This window comes from Oceanobacillus jeddahensis, from assembly GCF_000750635.1.
GTDB classification, from domain to species: domain Bacteria; phylum Bacillota; class Bacilli; order Bacillales; family Amphibacillaceae; genus Oceanobacillus; species Oceanobacillus jeddahense.
The window spans coordinates 1-17,189 of the sequence record NZ_CCDM010000001.1 but is presented as its reverse complement, the minus strand read 5'-3'; the positions used below and the strand labels follow the sequence as shown (position 1 = coordinate 17,189).

The following is a 17,189-nucleotide window of genomic DNA, read 5'->3' as shown; positions in this document are numbered from 1 at the left end:
AAGGAAACGAAAATATGTTTTTTGGCATCCTCTTTTTTGAACCGTTTCTTAAAAAGGAGTATGATAGAAGCATAGTCAACATACAGATTTTTTCTGATTTAGAATAACCGTATGATAGGCGGAAGATTTGGATGGGGGAAGAATAAAATGGAAAAGGAAGTGTGTGCATTTATCGAAAGGCATCATTTAATTCAAAAGCATGCAAAGGTTCTTATCGGAGTTTCAGGAGGACCGGATTCGATTGCGCTCTTACATTTTCTACATAAACTTCCACCCAAATGGAAATTAAACCTCGTGGTTGTGACAGTAGATCATCAATTACGTTATGAAGATTCTGCAGAAGATTGCCAGTTTGTGAAAGAAATTTGCCAGGAATGGGGAATACCTTGTGTGGCAAAAGCGGTAGATGTCAGGCAATACCAAAAAGCAAAGGGTACCAGTGAAGAGGTCGCCGCGCGGGAACTGCGTTATAGCGTGTATCAAGAGCTAATGTATGAAAAAAATGCTGATATTCTTGCTCTTGGTCATCATGCCGATGATCAAATTGAAACAATGGTTATGCGTATGGTAAGAATTGCGACATCGAATGCTTTAAAAGGAATACCTGTGCGTCGTGACTTTGCAGGTGGTGAAATTATTCGTCCTTTATTAGCTGTAACAAAGAATAACATTCTTGCTTATTTGGAAAAGTATCAATTAAGCTATCGGGTGGATAAAACAAATGCAGATGATACGTATACGAGAAACTATTACCGTAAAAATATTGTACCGTTACTGAAGGAAAAAAATCCAAATATTTCAGAGACAATACAGACCCTTAGTGAGACATTATCTCAGGATGAAAACTATTTGCAGGAGCAAGCAAAAGAAATGGTAGAAAAAGTCGTGGAATTTGGCAAGGGTAAACGGGAAATTTGTTTTGCTGCAGAAGCTTTTTTAGAGTTTTCTCAGGCTTTACAAAGAAGGGCCTTTCATCTAATATTAAACTATCTATATGGAACCTTACCTAAAGACCTATCCTATACCCACGAAGTAAACTTTTTTGACCTAATAAGGCGCCGGAATGGAAGCTCAAGTATAGATTTTCCATTAAGGCTCCGTATGACAAATATATATGGACAAATTTATCTGCAATTTGGTCATCAACCATCCACGAAGCTAGCTCATTCCTCTTTATTGAACGTTCCAGGTGAAGTACAATGGTTTGATGGAACAAGAGTCGAGGCAACTATGATTAGAGAAGCCTCAGCAGAGGATAAAGCAACTTTTGTTTTTCCGTTAGATTCTATTTCATTACCACTACATATCCGAGTAAGAAAAGCGGGAGATCGTATGTCTGTAAGAGGATTAAATGGTTCAAAAAAGCTGAAGGATATTTTTATTGATGCTAAAATACCAAAAAATTTACGGGATAATTGGCCAATTATAGTGGATGATAAAGGGGACATCCTTTGGGTCGTCGGTCTAAAAAAAGCGGAGACTGCGCAACATGGTAAAGGAATGAATATAAAGTTAACGTTTAGTTCGAGACGATAATTAGGAGGAGAAAAAATGGTACAAGGAACAATTCATGACGAGATTGAAAAGATTTTAGTCAGTGAGGAAGAAATTCAAGAAAAATGTAAGGAGCTTGGCGCTGTATTAACAGAAGAATACGAAGGCAGGTTTCCTTTAGCTATCGGAGTGTTAAAAGGTGCATTACCATTTATGTCAGACATTCTTCGCTACACAGAAACACATTTAGAAATGGATTTTATGGATGTATCGAGTTATGATGGTGGAACTTCTTCCACAGGAGAAGTAAAAATCCTAAAGGACTTGAATACGAAAGTAGAGGGTCGCGATATAATTATCGTAGAGGATATCATTGATAGCGGACTGACATTAAGTTACTTAGTAGACCTCTTTAAATACCGTAAAGCCAACTCTATCAAGATTGTGACGCTTTTGGATAAACCTGCTGGGAGAACAGCAGATATCAAAGCAGACATGATTGGTTTTGAAGTTCCAGATGAATTTGTTGTCGGCTACGGCTTAGACTATGCAGAAAAGTACCGAAACCTTTCTTACATTGGCATTCTTAAACCAGAAATTTATGGAGGCTGAGGTTATCTGTAAAATAGGGCAGCTGCATTTGGAAAGAAGAAACAGCCTGCAATAAAATCACTGGAAAATACAGCTATTTCCTTTGCTCTCAGGAAATGAATGTGAAAGAATAACCTTAAGAGGGTATCATCAGGAATTTTGCAATATTTTATTTCATAAAAGTACGTAATCACAAAGAACAGTTAAATTTTTTGGACTTCTTGAACATTCTAAAAAAATAATTCGTCAAAAATGGTTAAATTATTTGTGTAAAGCGATTTTACTATGATACGATTTACTATAGTTTTTCCCCATTTGGGAGGAGGTAAGCAATGAATCAGATATTTCGTAAGGTCTTCGTTTGGATGCTCTTATTTATTATCATTATTGGTGTAATTGGAGTATTTAATAATCCAAGTGAAGATCAGGAGCAGTATGATGTACAGCAATTTATGAATGCTTTAAATAATGGTGAAATTCAGGAACTGACCTTTCAACCGTCACACGGTATCATTCGTTTGACGGGTACGTTAGTGGACGATGAGACAGAATTTGTTGCTCAAGTACCGGATAATGAAGCACTTGTTTCACAAATTACAAATAGCGCGAGCGAACAAAGCGAATTAACGGTCGAAGAAGAAGAGCAGCCAAGTCCTTGGCTTACATTTTTAACTGGAATTATTCCGTTCTTATTGATTGGTCTATTCTTACTGTTCATCCTTAGTCAAGCACAAGGTGGCGGCGGTGGCGGCCGTGTGATGAACTTCGGTAAAAGTAAGGCAAAAATGTACTCCGAAGATAAGAAAAAAGTCCGCTTTAAAGATGTCGCTGGTGCTGATGAAGAGAAACAAGAACTTGTTGAGGTTGTAGAATTCTTAAAAGACCCACGAAAATTCTCTCAAGTAGGAGCGCGTATTCCAAAAGGTGTTCTACTTGTTGGACCTCCAGGTACAGGTAAAACATTATTAGCGAAAGCTGTTGCCGGTGAAGCAGGAACACCATTCTTCTCCATCAGTGGTTCAGATTTCGTAGAGATGTTTGTTGGGGTTGGTGCATCCCGTGTACGTGATTTATTTGAAAATGCGAAGAAAAATGCACCATGTATCATCTTTATCGATGAAATTGATGCCGTTGGCCGTCAGCGTGGAGCTGGTCTTGGTGGCGGACATGATGAACGTGAACAAACATTAAACCAGCTATTGGTTGAGATGGACGGATTTGGAGCGAATGAAGGTATTATCATGATCGCTGCAACCAACCGTGCAGATATTCTTGACCCAGCCTTATTGCGTCCGGGACGTTTTGACAGACAAATCATGGTGGACCGTCCAGATGTGAAAGGCCGTGAAGCTGTTCTAGGTGTTCATGCAAGAAATAAACCAATGGAAGAAAGCGTGGATTTAAAAACAATCGCTATGCGTACTCCGGGATTCTCTGGTGCAGACTTAGAGAACTTGCTTAATGAAGCAGCATTAATTGCAGCAAGAGCTGATCGTAAGAAAATCAGCCAGCTAGATATTGATGAAGCAATTGACCGGGTTATCGCAGGTCCGGCTAAGAAAAGCAGAGTCATTTCTGAAAAAGAAAGAAATATTGTTGCCTACCATGAGAGTGGTCATACAATCATCGGCATGGTCTTAGATGATGCAGACGTCGTGCATAAAGTTACCATTGTTCCACGGGGGCAAGCAGGCGGATATGCGGTCATGCTTCCAAGAGAAGATCGTTACTTCATGACCAAACCAGAGCTGTTTGATAAAATCACCGGCTTGCTGGGCGGACGTGTTGCAGAGGAAATCATATTTGGTGAAGTTAGTACAGGCGCTTCGAATGACTTCCAGCGTGCAACAGGTATTGCGAATAAGATGATTACCGAATTTGGTATGAGTGATAAGATTGGCCCGCTTCAATTTACCAACGGCGGTGGAGGAAATGTATTCCTTGGCCGTGATATTCAGAATGAACAAACGTATTCTGATGCAATTGCACAAGAAATTGATCAGGAAATGCAGAATTTCATTAACTATTGTTATGATCGTGCAAAAACAATTCTGACGGAACATAAAGCACAGTTAGAATTAATTGCAAAGACATTATTAGAAGTGGAAACACTGGATGCAAAACAAATTAAATCTCTTTTTGAAAATGGAACGTTACCAGAACCAGAAGAAGAATCAGATGATTTGAAAGTAAGCATCCATTCGAAGGAAGAAAAAGAGGATGAGGATAAAAAAGGCCTTTCTTTTGAGGAAGCAAAAGAAAAAGCGGAAAAGAAATCCGACTCTTACATTAATGACCCAATTATGGGCAGTGGTTCTGAGGAAAAAGAAACAGATCACACTGATAATAATAAGGAAGATGACTCCGATTCCGATCGTAAAAACTAAAGGATTGGAAAAGATATATAAGAAGCAGCCAAAGGAATAGAAAGGCTGCTTCTTTTTGGTTCGTACGCATGCTTTTTTGGTTTTTCCTGAAAAGAAGTATGTTATATTAAATTTTAGAGAAACAAAGGAAGGTATGGTGACAGATGTTATTTGTTCTTGATGTAGGAAATACCAATACAGTTTTGGGTGTTTTTGATAATGATAAATTAATTCATCACTGGCGGATAAAAACTGACCGGTATAAGACGGAAGATGAATTTGGCATGCTTATCCATTCTTTATTCGAATATAAAGGAATTCATTTTAAAGAGATTACCGGCGTGATTATCTCCTCTGTTGTACCACCTATTATGTTTGCTTTAGAAAAAATGAGCCGAGACTATTTTAATATAGAAGCCGTGGTTATCGGGAAAACTTCTTATGATAAGCTAATTAAGATGAATTATCCAAACCCATCTGAAGTTGGAGCAGACCGAATCGTTAATGCCATTGCGGGTATTGAAAAATACGGAGCGCCATTAATCATTATTGATTTTGGAACAGCGACAACGTATTGTTATGTGGATGAAGAAGCAAGATATGCAGGAGGAATTATTACACCTGGTGTAAATATTTCGATGGAGGCCTTAAATTCGAGAGCTTCCAAGCTGCCGAAAATTGAGATTCAAAAACCGCAACGTGTAATTGGTTCTTCTACTGTCGAGGCAATGACATCTGGTGTGTTTTATGGGTATATTGGTCAAATTGACGGACTGGTCAAACGAATCCAACAAGAAAAAGGGACAAACTCAACAGTTATCGCAACGGGCGGTTTGTCTAAGCTCATTGCACATGAATCAGAAACGATTGATGCTGTCGAACCTTATCTTACGCTGAATGGGCTGTATCTTATTTATAAAACGTATTATCAATAAACGGAGGAATGATGATTGTGAAGGATTATTTAATTAAAGCAACAACGTATAATGATATGATTCGTGCCTATGCGATTACATCAACGCATACAGTAGAGGAAGCCCGTAAAAGACAAGATACATGGGCAACAGCTTCTGCTGCACTTGGCCGTACGATTACAGTGACAGCCATGATGGGAGCCATGTTAAAAGGAGATGACTCTATTACTGTTAAAGTGATGGGAAATGGACCAATGGGGGCTATTGTTGCAGACGGAAATGCAAAAGGTCATGTACGTGGATATGCCACTAATCCTCATGTAGATTTTGATTTAAATGAAAACGGCAAACTGGATGTAGCAAAAGCAGTTGGAACAGAGGGAAATATTAGTGTTATCAAGGATTTAGGGATGAAAGACTATTTCACGGGTGAGACGCCAATTGTTTCCGGTGAGATAAGCGAGGATTTCACATACTATTTTGCAACTTCCGAGCAAGTTCCTTCAGCCGTAGGAGCAGGGGTTCTTGTTAATCCAGACTTGAGTATTTTAGCTGCTGGCGGTTTTATTGTGCAAGTCATGCCGGGAGCAGATGAAGCAGTGATTGAGCGATTAGAAGACCGTATTCAGTCTTTCCCTGCCATATCTACTCTTATTCGGGAAGGGAAAACACCAGAAGAAATTCTATACACTTTGTTTGATAAAGATAATGTAAATATCTTAGAGAAAATGCCAATTGAATTTCAATGTAAATGCTCTAAAGAAAGACTCGCAAATGCGATTGTTGGACTGGGTAATGATGAAATTCAGCAAATGATTGATGAAGATCACGGAGCAGAAGCAACTTGTCATTTCTGTAATGAACAATATACTTTTACTGAAGAAGAATTAGAAGAACTTAAGCAATCTTAGAAAAGGTATTCGACTAGCGGTAGCATGATACAAAAAAGGTATGATGGACCGTTTTTGTATAAATCAAATTGGATGATTAATATGTGAGCATTTGTGGAATAGAAAAAATAGGCACTTTTTTTGTTTTTAGGATTGACATTTTGCGAATAAAGAAATACATTATATATAAATCATATAAAATTACTTGGTTTTAGGAGGGGTTATATGACAGTCGCAAATAATATTTCAGATTTAATTGGTGGAACACCTATTGTAAAGCTTCACAATATTGCTGATCAGGATAGTGCAGAGGTATATGCCAAACTAGAATTTATGAACCCGGGAAGTTCTGTAAAGGATCGTATTGCTGCAGCAATGGTAGAGGCTGCAGAGAAATCAGGAGAATTAAAACCTGGCGATACAATTATTGAGCCGACTAGCGGTAATACAGGAATTGGTTTAGCAATGGTTGCTACTGCAAAAGGATATCAGGCAATACTTGTTATGCCGGATACCATGAGTAAGGAACGCCGTAATTTATTAAAAGCTTATGGAGCGAAGTTAGTTTTAACTCCGGGAGCAGAAGGAATGAAGGGTGCAATTGCTAAAGCGAAGGAACTGCAAGAAGAAAATGGCTACTTTATGCCGCAGCAATTCAACAATCCTGCGAATCCGGAAATTCATGCAAAAACAACGGGTAAAGAAATTGTAGAGCAAATGTCAGACGGTTTAGATGCTTTCATTTCTGGAATTGGAACAGGTGGAACAATTACTGGTGCCGGAAAAGTACTTAAAGACCATTTCAATGATGTGAAAATTTATGCTGTTGAGCCAAAGGATTCACCTGTACTCTCAGGAGGAAATCCTGGCCCGCATAAAATTCAGGGAATTGGCGCAGGCTTTACACCGGAAGTACTAGATACAGCTATTTATAATGAAGTTCTGCAAATCGCTAATGAAGAAGCTTTTGAAGCAGCTCGTAAAGTTGCCACAACGAATGGGATTCTTGGAGGTATTTCTTCAGGAGCAGCCGTTGCCGCAGCGTTAAAAGTAGCAAAAGAACTAGGAAAGGGCAAGAAGGTTCTTGCTATTCTTCCTGATAACGGAGAACGTTACCTGTCTACAGCGCTTTATCAATTTGAAGACGAAGAATAAAATAGGCATAAAAAAGAAACCAGTATAAAGATATACTGGTTTCTTTTTTATGTAAAATAGTGGTAGGTAAGAATGGGATATGATTTTATTATTATTTTTTTCACGAGCGCTTACTACTTTTTTTCTTTAACTTCTTAAGGTAGGATGTAGAATAGATACTTTTTGAGAGAAAAGAGGCGGAAAAACAAGTGAAGCAAGCAAAAGAACTTCAATCAGCTTTAAATAAACGGACGCATATTATGGGGATATTAAATGTCACCCCTGACTCCTTCTCAGATGGCGGACAATATACAGATATTGAAAAGGCAGTTGCTAAAGGAAAGAAAATGGAAGAAGACGGGGCAGATATCATTGACATTGGCGGTGAATCTACCCGGCCAGGACATACACCTGTCAGCGCGGAAGAAGAAATAGAAAGAATTATCCCGGTCATTGAGGCTTTAAAAGATTCTCTGCAGATACCTATATCCGTGGACACATTTAAAGCAGCGGTAGCAGAGCAGGCTGTAAAAGCCGGTGCCTCTATTATAAATGATATTTGGGGAGCGAAAAGAGAGCCGGAAATTGCAGAAATTGCAGCTCGTTACCAGGTCTCCATGGTTCTTATGCACAATCGGATGGACATGGATTATGGTGACTTTATGACGGATGTGAAAGCTGATTTACAAGAGAGTATTTCAATTGCTAAAAAAGCAGGTGTAGAGGATAACCAGATTATTCTCGATCCGGGCATCGGTTTTGCGAAAACGATGAAACAAAATCAATATATGATTAAAGAGCTGCAAGAGCTGAATACATTTGGTTACCCAGTACTTTTGGCAGCGTCCCGTAAAAGATTTATCGGTGATATTTTAGATGTTTCCGCGGATCAAAGAGACATTGGAACAGCAGCAACTACAGTAATTGGAATTGCTAAAGGCGCACGAATTATTCGTGTGCATGATGTAAAAGCTAACTTGGAAGCGGCAAAAGTAGCGGATGCAATTTACCATACAGAGTTATAGATAATATTTATATAGAGAAAAACTGGTTGTAGTAGAAAGGAAGGGCAAGAATGGATAAAATCGTTTTGAAACGAATGCAGTTTTATGGATACCACGGGCTATTACCTGAGGAAAACACATTGGGACAACGTTTTTATGTTGATGCTGAACTTTATCTGCCGTTAAGGAAAGCAGGAAAATCAGATGCGATGGAGGATTCCATACATTATGGGGAAGCGTATGAAAAGGTAAAGTATATCGTAGAGGAAAAAAGTTTTCATCTGATTGAAGCTTTGGCAGAGGAAATCGCAGAGGAACTTTTTTCTTCCTTTGAGTCCCTGGAAGCATGTACGATTCACGTAACAAAACCAGATCCACCGATACCAGGCTATTATGAATCGGTAGCTGTAGAAATTTATAGGGAGAGAACGAAATGAACCAGGCATTTATTGCACTCGGAACAAATATTGAACCGAGAGAAGAATATTTGAAGCAAGCATTAGACTTACTGGAGGCAAATGAATATATATCCATCCAAAAAAAATCTTCTATATATGAAACGGCCCCGGTCGGCTATCAGGATCAAGCAGATTTTTTAAATATGGTATTAGAGCTTCAAACAAGTTTGTCATCCATGAATCTGCTTGATGTTTGTCAACAGATTGAAAGGGAGCTTGGCAGAAAACGCGACATTCGATTTGGTCCGCGAACCATTGATCTTGACATTTTGACATTTAATCATGAAAATAGTAGAGTAGAAAGATTGATTATACCGCATCCTCGCATGCATGAGCGTGCTTTTGTATTAATCCCGTTAGGAGAAATCGCGCCGGCTTTTATTATACCTGTACATGAGAAATCTGTAGAAGCTTACTTAAAAGAAATTCCAGAGAAGGATCGAACAGATGTCAGGCTCTGGAAGGAAGAGATATAAAAAGCATCGAAGGTTATTTTTCGTAAAGATAAATCAGCTGTTGTATGAATAATTGGGTTAGAAGATAGGATATTAATTATTTGAGAAGTGGAGTGGTAGCAGTGTCAGAAGAATTAAATGAACATATGCAGGTAAGACGCGATAAGCTTACAGAATATGTTGAAAAAGGGTTAGACCCATTTGGCGGAAAATTTGAACGTACGCATTTATCCAATGATTTAGTTGAAAAATACGATCAATATTCTAAAGAAGAGTTAGAGGAAATTACAGATGAGGTAACCGTTGCAGGACGTCTAATGACAAAGCGTGGAAAAGGGAAAGCAGGATTTGCGCATGTTCAAGATTTAAGTGGACAGATTCAATTGTATGTCCGTAAAGATGCAATTGGAGAAGAAGCATATGAGGTATTTAAATCAGCAGATTTAGGTGACATTGTTGGTGTTACAGGTGTGATGTTTAAAACAAAAGTTGGGGAATTATCTGTTAAAGCAAAAGAATTCCATCTATTAACGAAATCATTACGTCCGTTACCAGAAAAATATCATGGGTTAAAAGATATTGAACAACGTTACCGTCAACGCTACCTGGATCTTATTACTAATCCAGAAAGCAGAGACACCTTTGTAGCCCGCAGTAAAATTATTCAATCCATGCGTGAATATTTAAATGGCCAAGGTTATTTAGAAGTGGAAACACCGATGATGCATAGTATTCCCGGGGGAGCATCGGCACGTCCTTTTATTACCCATCACAATGCATTAGATAGTGAATTATATATGCGTATTGCCATTGAATTACATTTGAAACGCCTTATTGTCGGCGGCTTGGAAAAAGTATATGAAATTGGTCGTGTATTTCGTAATGAAGGAGTATCGACAAGGCATAACCCTGAATTTACAATGATTGAGTTATATGAAGCATATGCCGATTACCATGATATTATGGACCTTACTGAAAACCTCATCGCGCATATTGCAAAAGAAGTGTATGGAAAAACAACTATTCAATATGGTGAAGATGAAGTAAACCTGGAACCAAAATGGACAAGACTGCATATGGTAGATGCGGTTAAACAGGAGACAGGTGTAGACTTTTGGCAACATCTATCAGATGAAGAAGCACGTGCATTAGCAAAAGAACACAATGTTGAAATTACGGATTCCATGACATTCGGGCATATCGTAAACGAGTTTTTTGAGCAAAAAGTAGAAGAGACACTTGTTCAACCTACGTTTGTTTTTGGGCATCCTGTAGAAATCTCTCCACTTGCTAAAAAGAATAAAGAGGATGATCGTTTTACGGATCGGTTTGAGTTATTTATTGTAGGAAGAGAACATGCTAATGCCTTTAGCGAATTGAATGATCCAATTGATCAACGCCAGCGTTTTGAAGCGCAAGTGAAAGAAAGAGATCAAGGAAATGATGAAGCTCATTATATGGACGAAGACTTCTTAGAAGCGTTGGAATATGGTATGCCGCCTACTGGTGGTTTAGGAATTGGAGTAGATCGTCTGGTTATGTTATTAACAAATTCTCCTTCCATACGTGATGTACTATTATTCCCGCAAATGAAAAACCGTTAATTTATGATGTTGTTGTGTTAAAAGCACTGCCGGAAGGAATCTATTCTGGCAGTGCTTTTTATGTATGATGGAGTAAAAAGCTTTATGAACAGCGGTTTACAGAGGGTTTGTTAAGATGCTTCAATAAAATGAATTATAGAAATATTTATCTGATGTAAATTTATTTTAAAAAAGACTTGCTTTCAGTTTGGAATCATGATAAATTAATTATCGTTGCATAACGCAATACGCATCACACAAACGATTCAACAGGTTAACACAAAAAATAATTTTAAAAATTTGTTGACAACGAATTGCAGATGTGATAAATTAATAAAGTCGCCAATTTGAAACAGCGGCAAACAAATTGCTCTTTGAAAACTGAACAAAACAACCAGTACGAAAGAAGAAAAACAACCTCGTTTTTCTTAAACATTTAAGTCAGAAGTAGACTTCTGAAAGCTAAAGTATTCAAACACTTTTATGGAGAGTTTGATCTTGGCTCAGGACGAACGCTGGCGGCGTGCCTAATACATGCAAGTCGAGCGCGGGAAGCGAACAGAACTCTTCGGAGGGACGTTCGTGGAACGAGCGGCGGACGGGTGAGTAACACGTAGGCAACCTGCCTGTAAGACTGGGATAACTCGCGGAAACGCGAGCTAATACCGGATAATACTTAACATCACCTGATGATAAGTTAAAAGGCGGCTTTTGCTGTCACTTACAGATGGGCCTGCGGCGCATTAGCTAGTTGGTGGGGTAAGGGCTCACCAAGGCGACGATGCGTAGCCGACCTGAGAGGGTGATCGGCCACACTGGGACTGAGACACGGCCCAGACTCCTACGGGAGGCAGCAGTAGGGAATCTTCCGCAATGGACGAAAGTCTGACGGAGCAACGCCGCGTGAGTGATGAAGGTTTTCGGATCGTAAAACTCTGTTGTCGAGGAAGAACAAGTACGATAGTAACTGATCGTACCTTGACGGTACCCGACCAGAAAGCCACGGCTAACTACGTGCCAGCAGCCGCGGTAATACGTAGGTGGCAAGCGTTGTCCGGAATTATTGGGCGTAAAGCGCTCGCAGGCGGTTCTTTAAGTCTGATGTGAAATCTTGCAGCTCAACTGCAAACGTGCATTGGAAACTGGAGGACTTGAGTGCAGAAGAGGAGAGTGGAATTCCACGTGTAGCGGTGAAATGCGTAGAGATGTGGAGGAACACCAGTGGCGAAGGCGACTCTCTGGTCTGTAACTGACGCTGAGGAGCGAAAGCGTGGGGAGCGAACAGGATTAGATACCCTGGTAGTCCACGCCGTAAACGATGAGTGCTAGGTGTTAGGGGGTTTCCGCCCCTTAGTGCTGAAGTTAACGCATTAAGCACTCCGCCTGGGGAGTACGGCCGCAAGGCTGAAACTCAAAAGAATTGACGGGGACCCGCACAAGCGGTGGAGCATGTGGTTTAATTCGAAGCAACGCGAAGAACCTTACCAGGTCTTGACATCCTTTGACCGCTCTAGAGATAGAGTTTTCCCTTCGGGGACAAAGTGACAGGTGGTGCATGGTTGTCGTCAGCTCGTGTCGTGAGATGTTGGGTTAAGTCCCGCAACGAGCGCAACCCTTAATCTTAGTTGCCAGCATTTAGTTGGGCACTCTAAGGTGACTGCCGGTGACAAACCGGAGGAAGGTGGGGATGACGTCAAATCATCATGCCCCTTATGACCTGGGCTACACACGTGCTACAATGGACGGAACAAAGGGAAGCGAATCCGCGAGGTGAAGCAAATCCCATAAAACCGTTCTCAGTTCGGATTGTAGGCTGCAACTCGCCTACATGAAGCCGGAATCGCTAGTAATCGCGGATCAGCATGCCGCGGTGAATACGTTCCCGGGTCTTGTACACACCGCCCGTCACACCACGAGAGTTCGTAACACCCGAAGTCGGTGAGGTAACCTTTTGGAGCCAGCCGCCGAAGGTGGGACGAATGATTGGGGTGAAGTCGTAACAAGGTAGCCGTATCGGAAGGTGCGGCTGGATCACCTCCTTTCTAAGGATAATTAACGGAATTTGTACTGGTTTGTTTGGTTCAGTTTTGAGAGAGTAATTCTCTCTATTTGTACCTTGAAAACTAAATAAGAGTAACAACGACATCAAACTTTAGAAATAAGGCAAAGAAGCTATAATATAGCGACACAAATGATTACATGTTGTAATCAACGAGCTTATTCAAAAACTTTAGTTAAGTGAATAAGGGCGCACGGTGGATGCCTTGGCACTAGGAGCCGATGAAGGACGGGACTAACACCGATATGCCTCGGGGAGTTGTAAGTAAACATTATTATCCGAGGATTTCCGAATGGGGGAACCCACTGTTCGTAATGGAACAGGACATCTATCTGAATACATAGGGTAGATGAGGCATACCCGGGGAACTGAAACATCTCAGTACCTGGAGGAAGAGAAAGAAACATCGATTTCCCAAGTAGCGGCGAGCGAAACGGAAAGAGCCCAAACCAAGAAGCTTGCTTCTTGGGGTTGTAGGACATTCCATTGGAGTTACAAAAAAATGCTTTAGATGAATCGACTTGGAAAGGTCAGCCATAGAAGGTAACAGCCCTGTAATCGAAAAAGCGTTTTCTCCGGAGTGTATCCTGAGTACGGCGGAACACGTGAAATTCCGTCGGAATCCGGGAGGACCATCTCCCAAGGCTAAATACTCCCTAGTGACCGATAGTGAACCAGTACCGTGAGGGAAAGGTGAAAAGCACCCCGGGAGGGGAGTGAAATAGAACCTGAAACCGTGTGCCTACAAGTAGTCGAAGCCCGTTAATGGGTGACGGCGTACCTTTTGTAGAATGGACCGGCGAGTTACGATTGTATGCAAGGTTAAGTGGAAGACACGGAGCCGTAGCGAAAGCGAGTCTGAATAGGGCGAAGGAGTATGCGGTCGTAGACCCGAAACTGTGTGATCTACCCATGTCCAGGGTGAAGGTCAGGTAACACTGACTGGAGGCCCGAACCCACGTATGTTGAAAAATGCGGGGATGAGGTGTGGGTAGCGGTGAAATTCCAATCGAACACAGAGATAGCTGGTTCTCTCCGAAATAGCTTTAGGGCTAGCCTCAAGATCATGAGTACTGGAGGTAGAGCACTGATTGGACTAGGGGCCCCTACCGGGTTACCGAATTCAGTCAAACTCCGAATGCCAGTTACTTTAACTTGGGAGTCAGACTATGGGTGATAAGGTTCATAGTCGAAAGGGAAACAGCCCAGACCGCCAGCTAAGGTCCCAAAGTATACGTTAAGTGGAAAAGGATGTGGCGTTGCACAGACAACCAGGATGTTGGCTTAGAAGCAGCCATCATTGAAAGAGTGCGTAATAGCTCACTGGTCGAGTGACGCTGCGCCGAAAATGTACCGGGGCTAAACGTATCACCGAAGCTGCGGATTGTTCTTACGAACAATGGTAGGAGAGCGTTCAAAGTGCTGTGAAGTCAGACCGTGAGGACTGGTGGAGCGCTTTGAAGTGAGAATGCCGGTATGAGTAGCGAAAAAAGAGTGAGAATCTCTTTCACCGAATGCCTAAGGTTTCCTGAGGAAGGCTCGTCCTCTCAGGGTTAGTCGGGACCTAAGCCGAGGCCGATAGGCGTAGGCGATGGACAACAGGTTGATATTCCTGTACCACCTCATGATTGTTTGAGCAATGGGGGGACGCAGGAGGATAAGGAGTGCGCACCGATGGATGTGCGTCCAAGCATGCGAGGAAGTCAGATAGGCAAATCCGTCTGACATGTTTCTGAGCTGTGACGGGGAGGGAAATAGAGTACCGAAGTTCCTGATTTCACACTGCCAAGAAAAGCCTCTAGTTAGATCATAGGTGCCCGTACCGCAAACCGACACAGGTAGGCGAGGAGAGAATCCTAAGGTGAGCGGGAGAACTCTCGTTAAGGAACTCGGCAAAATGACCCCGTAACTTCGGGAGAAGGGGTGCTCACTTGTGAGTGAGCCGCAGTGAATAGGCCCAAGCGACTGTTTAGCAAAAACACAGGTCTCTGCGAAGCCGAAAGGCGAAGTATAGGGGCTGACACCTGCCCGGTGCTGGAAGGTTAAGGGGAAGAGTTAGCTCTTCGGAGCGAAGCTTTGAACCGAAGCCCCAGTAAACGGCGGCCGTAACTATAACGGTCCTAAGGTAGCGAAATTCCTTGTCGGGTAAGTTCCGACCCGCACGAAAGGTGCAACGACTTGGGCACTGTCTCAACGAGAGACCCGGTGAAATTATACTATGCGTGAAGATGCGCATTACCCGCGACAGGACGGAAAGACCCCGTGGAGCTTTACTGTAGCCTGATATGGAATGTTTGTGCAGTTTGTACAGGATAGGTGGGAGCCTTTGAAACGTGAGCGCCAGCTTACGTGGAGGCATCCGTGGGATACCACCCTAACTGTATGACCATTCTAACCCAGGACCGTTATCCGGTTCGGAGACAGTGTCAGGCGGGCAGTTTGACTGGGGCGGTCGCCTCCTAAAAGGTAACGGAGGCGCCCAAAGGTTCCCTCAGAATGGTTGGAAATCATTCGCAGAGTGTAAAGGCAGAAGGGAGCTTGACTGCGAGACCTACAAGTCGAGCAGGGACGAAAGTCGGGCTTAGTGATCCGGTGGTTCCGCATGGAAGGGCCATCGCTCAACGGATAAAAGCTACCCCGGGGATAACAGGCTTATCTCCCCCAAGAGTTCACATCGACGGGGAGGTTTGGCACCTCGATGTCGGCTCATCGCATCCTGGGGCTGTAGTCGGTCCCAAGGGTTGGGCTGTTCGCCCATTAAAGCGGTACGCGAGCTGGGTTCAGAACGTCGTGAGACAGTTCGGTCCCTATCCGTCGTGGGCGTTGGAAGTTTGAGAGGAGCTGTCCTTAGTACGAGAGGACCGGGATGGACACACCGCTGGTGTACCAGTTGTTCCGCCAGGAGCATAGCTGGGTAGCTACGTGTGGTAAGGATAAGTGCTGAAAGCATCTAAGCATGAAGCCCCCCTCAAGATGAAACTTCCCATCACTTGAAGTGAGTAAAATCCCTCAGAGACGATGAGGTTGATAGGTCCGAGGTGGAAGCGTGGCGACACGTGCAGCTGACGGATACTAATCGATTGAGGACTTATCTAAGTTTTTTTATGTCACGTTACTCTTATTTAGTTTTCAGGGTGCAAAATTAAAAAAAGTGTTGCATTTTTATTCTAAAATGCATATAATATAACTTGTCCTTGTTTTTCAGGAAACATCTTCAAGTTACATAATTAATAAGGATATTCGGTTAAAACAGTCCATGTCACGGGATTACGATCATTCTTCCTGATAGAAATAATTGTGGACAAGACCGAATAACAGATACCCTTTAAGTCTGGTGACGATAGCGAAGAGGTCACACCTGTTCCCATGCCGAACACAGAAGTTAAGTTCTTCAGCGCCGATGGTAGTTGGGGGCTTCCCCCTGCGAGAGTAGGACGTTGCCAGACATATTAAATCCGGAGGATTAGCTCAGCTGGGAGAGCACCTGCCTTACAAGCAGGGGGTCGCAGGTTCGAGCCCTGCATCCTCCACCATAACGCCGGCCTAGCTCAACTGGTAGAGCAACTGACTTGTAATCAGTAGGTTGGGGGTTCAAGTCCTCTGGCCGGCACCATTTTTTCTTTTGCAAGAGCCATTAGCTCAGTCGGTAGAGCATCTGACTTTTAATCAGAGGGTCGAAGGTTCGAATCCTTCATGGCTCACCATTTGCGGGTGTGGCGGAATTGGCAGACGCGCTAGACTTAGGATCTAGTGCCTTCGGGCGTGGGGGTTCAAGTCCCTCCACCCGCACCATAATTTTAAACTAAAAGCAATATGCGGAAGTAGTTCAGTGGTAGAACACCACCTTGCCAAGGTGGGGGTCGCGGGTTCGAATCCCGTCTTCCGCTCCAAATATTGCCGGGGTGGCGGAACTGGCAGACGCACAGGACTTAAAATCCTGCGGTAAGTGATTACCGTACCGGTTCGATTCCGGTCCTCGGCACCATAAGCGCCTGTAGCTCAATTGGATAGAGCGTTTGACTACGGATCAAGAGGTTAGGGGTTCGACTCCTCTCAGGCGCGCCATCGGGAAGTAGCTCAGCTTGGTAGAGCACTTGGTTTGGGACCAAGGGGTCGCAGGTTCGAATCCTGTCTTCCCGACCATTATATAAATGAATTAATTATGCATGGGGCCTTAGCTCAGCTGGGAGAGCGCCTGCCTTGCACGCAGGAGGTCAGCGGTTCGATCCCGCTAGGCTCCA

At 42.6% G+C, this 17,189-nt stretch carries 10 protein-coding genes, 9 tRNA genes and 3 rRNA genes; all 22 read left to right on the top strand.

Going from position 1 to position 17,189, the window contains the following annotated elements; translation table 11 throughout:
- The first annotated feature begins 147 nt into the window (after nucleotides 1-147).
- The 22 genes from tilS (at nucleotide 148) to BN986_RS00005 (ending at nucleotide 17,189) form a co-directional block, all read left to right on the top strand.
- Nucleotides 148-1,536, top strand: a complete 1,389-nt coding sequence (gene tilS / locus BN986_RS00110; protein ID WP_040977623.1) for a tRNA lysidine(34) synthetase TilS — start codon at nucleotides 148-150, stop codon at nucleotides 1,534-1,536.
- 15 nt (nucleotides 1,537-1,551) lie between these two features.
- Nucleotides 1,552-2,106 carry a hypoxanthine phosphoribosyltransferase gene (hpt, locus tag BN986_RS00105; protein WP_040977622.1) on the top strand — a complete coding sequence of 185 codons (555 nt, stop codon included), beginning with the start codon at nucleotides 1,552-1,554 and terminating at the stop codon, nucleotides 2,104-2,106.
- Nucleotides 2,107-2,417: 311 nt separating this feature from the next.
- A complete protein-coding gene (gene ftsH / locus BN986_RS00100; protein ID WP_040977620.1) occupies nucleotides 2,418-4,472 on the top strand; it encodes an ATP-dependent zinc metalloprotease FtsH in 2,055 nt (684 codons plus the stop codon).
- A 143-nt stretch (nucleotides 4,473-4,615) separates the two neighbouring features.
- Nucleotides 4,616-5,386, top strand: a complete 771-nt coding sequence (locus tag BN986_RS00095; protein ID WP_040977619.1) for a type III pantothenate kinase — start codon at nucleotides 4,616-4,618, stop codon at nucleotides 5,384-5,386.
- 17 nt (nucleotides 5,387-5,403) lie between these two features.
- On the top strand, nucleotides 5,404-6,276 hold the full coding sequence (gene hslO, locus BN986_RS00090) for an Hsp33 family molecular chaperone HslO (protein ID WP_040979071.1): 873 nt from the start codon (nucleotides 5,404-5,406) through the stop codon (nucleotides 6,274-6,276).
- 204 nt (nucleotides 6,277-6,480) lie between these two features.
- Nucleotides 6,481-7,410, top strand: a complete 930-nt coding sequence (gene cysK, locus BN986_RS00085) for a cysteine synthase A (RefSeq protein ID WP_040977618.1) — start codon at nucleotides 6,481-6,483, stop codon at nucleotides 7,408-7,410.
- 239 nt (nucleotides 7,411-7,649) lie between these two features.
- On the top strand, nucleotides 7,650-8,414 hold the full coding sequence (folP, locus tag BN986_RS00080; protein WP_081922140.1) for a dihydropteroate synthase: 765 nt from the start codon (nucleotides 7,650-7,652) through the stop codon (nucleotides 8,412-8,414).
- Between the two features lie 50 nt (nucleotides 8,415-8,464).
- Nucleotides 8,465-8,830 (top strand): dihydroneopterin aldolase, encoded by a 366-nt coding sequence (folB, locus tag BN986_RS00075; RefSeq protein WP_040977616.1) that lies wholly within the window; start codon nucleotides 8,465-8,467, stop codon nucleotides 8,828-8,830.
- Entirely contained in the window at nucleotides 8,827-9,327 is a 501-nt protein-coding gene (folK, locus tag BN986_RS00070) for a 2-amino-4-hydroxy-6-hydroxymethyldihydropteridine diphosphokinase (RefSeq protein ID WP_040977615.1), read from the top strand. Before folB ends, folK begins: the two co-directional genes overlap by 4 nt.
- 101 nt (nucleotides 9,328-9,428) lie before the next feature.
- A complete protein-coding gene (gene lysS, locus BN986_RS00065) occupies nucleotides 9,429-10,910 on the top strand; it encodes a lysine--tRNA ligase (RefSeq protein ID WP_040977614.1) in 1,482 nt (493 codons plus the stop codon).
- Nucleotides 10,911-11,369: 459 nt separating this feature from the next.
- Nucleotides 11,370-12,931: ribosomal RNA gene (locus BN986_RS00060) — 16S ribosomal RNA — on the top strand.
- Between the two features lie 190 nt (nucleotides 12,932-13,121).
- Nucleotides 13,122-16,044 (top strand): 23S ribosomal RNA (locus tag BN986_RS00055).
- A gap of 234 nt (nucleotides 16,045-16,278) precedes the next feature.
- Nucleotides 16,279-16,394: ribosomal RNA gene (gene rrf, locus BN986_RS00050) — 5S ribosomal RNA — on the top strand.
- The 16S, 23S and 5S rRNA genes sit together here with 9 tRNA genes alongside, the layout of an rRNA operon.
- Before the next feature lie 11 nt (nucleotides 16,395-16,405).
- A tRNA-Val gene (locus BN986_RS00045) sits at nucleotides 16,406-16,481 on the top strand.
- A gap of 4 nt (nucleotides 16,482-16,485) precedes the next feature.
- Nucleotides 16,486-16,561 (top strand) — tRNA-Thr (locus BN986_RS00040).
- Between the two features lie 15 nt (nucleotides 16,562-16,576).
- A tRNA-Lys gene (locus BN986_RS00035) sits at nucleotides 16,577-16,652 on the top strand.
- Between the two features lie 3 nt (nucleotides 16,653-16,655).
- A tRNA-Leu gene (locus BN986_RS00030) sits at nucleotides 16,656-16,740 on the top strand.
- A 23-nt stretch (nucleotides 16,741-16,763) separates the two neighbouring features.
- Nucleotides 16,764-16,838: transfer RNA gene (locus BN986_RS00025), tRNA-Gly, on the top strand.
- 6 nt (nucleotides 16,839-16,844) lie between these two features.
- Nucleotides 16,845-16,933: transfer RNA gene (locus BN986_RS00020), tRNA-Leu, on the top strand.
- A gap of 3 nt (nucleotides 16,934-16,936) precedes the next feature.
- Nucleotides 16,937-17,013 (top strand) — tRNA-Arg (locus BN986_RS00015).
- A gap of 1 nt (nucleotide 17,014) precedes the next feature.
- Nucleotides 17,015-17,091, top strand: a tRNA-Pro gene (locus tag BN986_RS00010).
- Nucleotides 17,092-17,116: 25 nt separating this feature from the next.
- A tRNA-Ala gene (locus BN986_RS00005) sits at nucleotides 17,117-17,189 on the top strand.

What these genes read in the sequence shown, in the direction of transcription:
- tilS (WP_040977623.1), top strand. Translation starts at nt 148, where the DNA reads ATGGAAAAGGAAGTGTGTGCATTTATCGAAAGGCATCATTTAATTCAA.
- hpt (WP_040977622.1), top strand. Translation starts at nt 1,552, where the DNA reads ATGGTACAAGGAACAATTCATGACGAGATTGAAAAGATTTTAGTCAGT.
- ftsH (WP_040977620.1), top strand. Translation starts at nt 2,418, where the DNA reads ATGAATCAGATATTTCGTAAGGTCTTCGTTTGGATGCTCTTATTTATT.
- BN986_RS00095 (WP_040977619.1), top strand. Translation starts at nt 4,616, where the DNA reads ATGTTATTTGTTCTTGATGTAGGAAATACCAATACAGTTTTGGGTGTT.
- cysK (WP_040977618.1), top strand. Translation starts at nt 6,481, where the DNA reads ATGACAGTCGCAAATAATATTTCAGATTTAATTGGTGGAACACCTATT.
- folP (WP_081922140.1), top strand. Translation starts at nt 7,650, where the DNA reads ATGGGGATATTAAATGTCACCCCTGACTCCTTCTCAGATGGCGGACAA.
- folB (WP_040977616.1), top strand. Translation starts at nt 8,465, where the DNA reads ATGGATAAAATCGTTTTGAAACGAATGCAGTTTTATGGATACCACGGG.
- folK (WP_040977615.1), top strand. Translation starts at nt 8,827, where the DNA reads ATGAACCAGGCATTTATTGCACTCGGAACAAATATTGAACCGAGAGAA.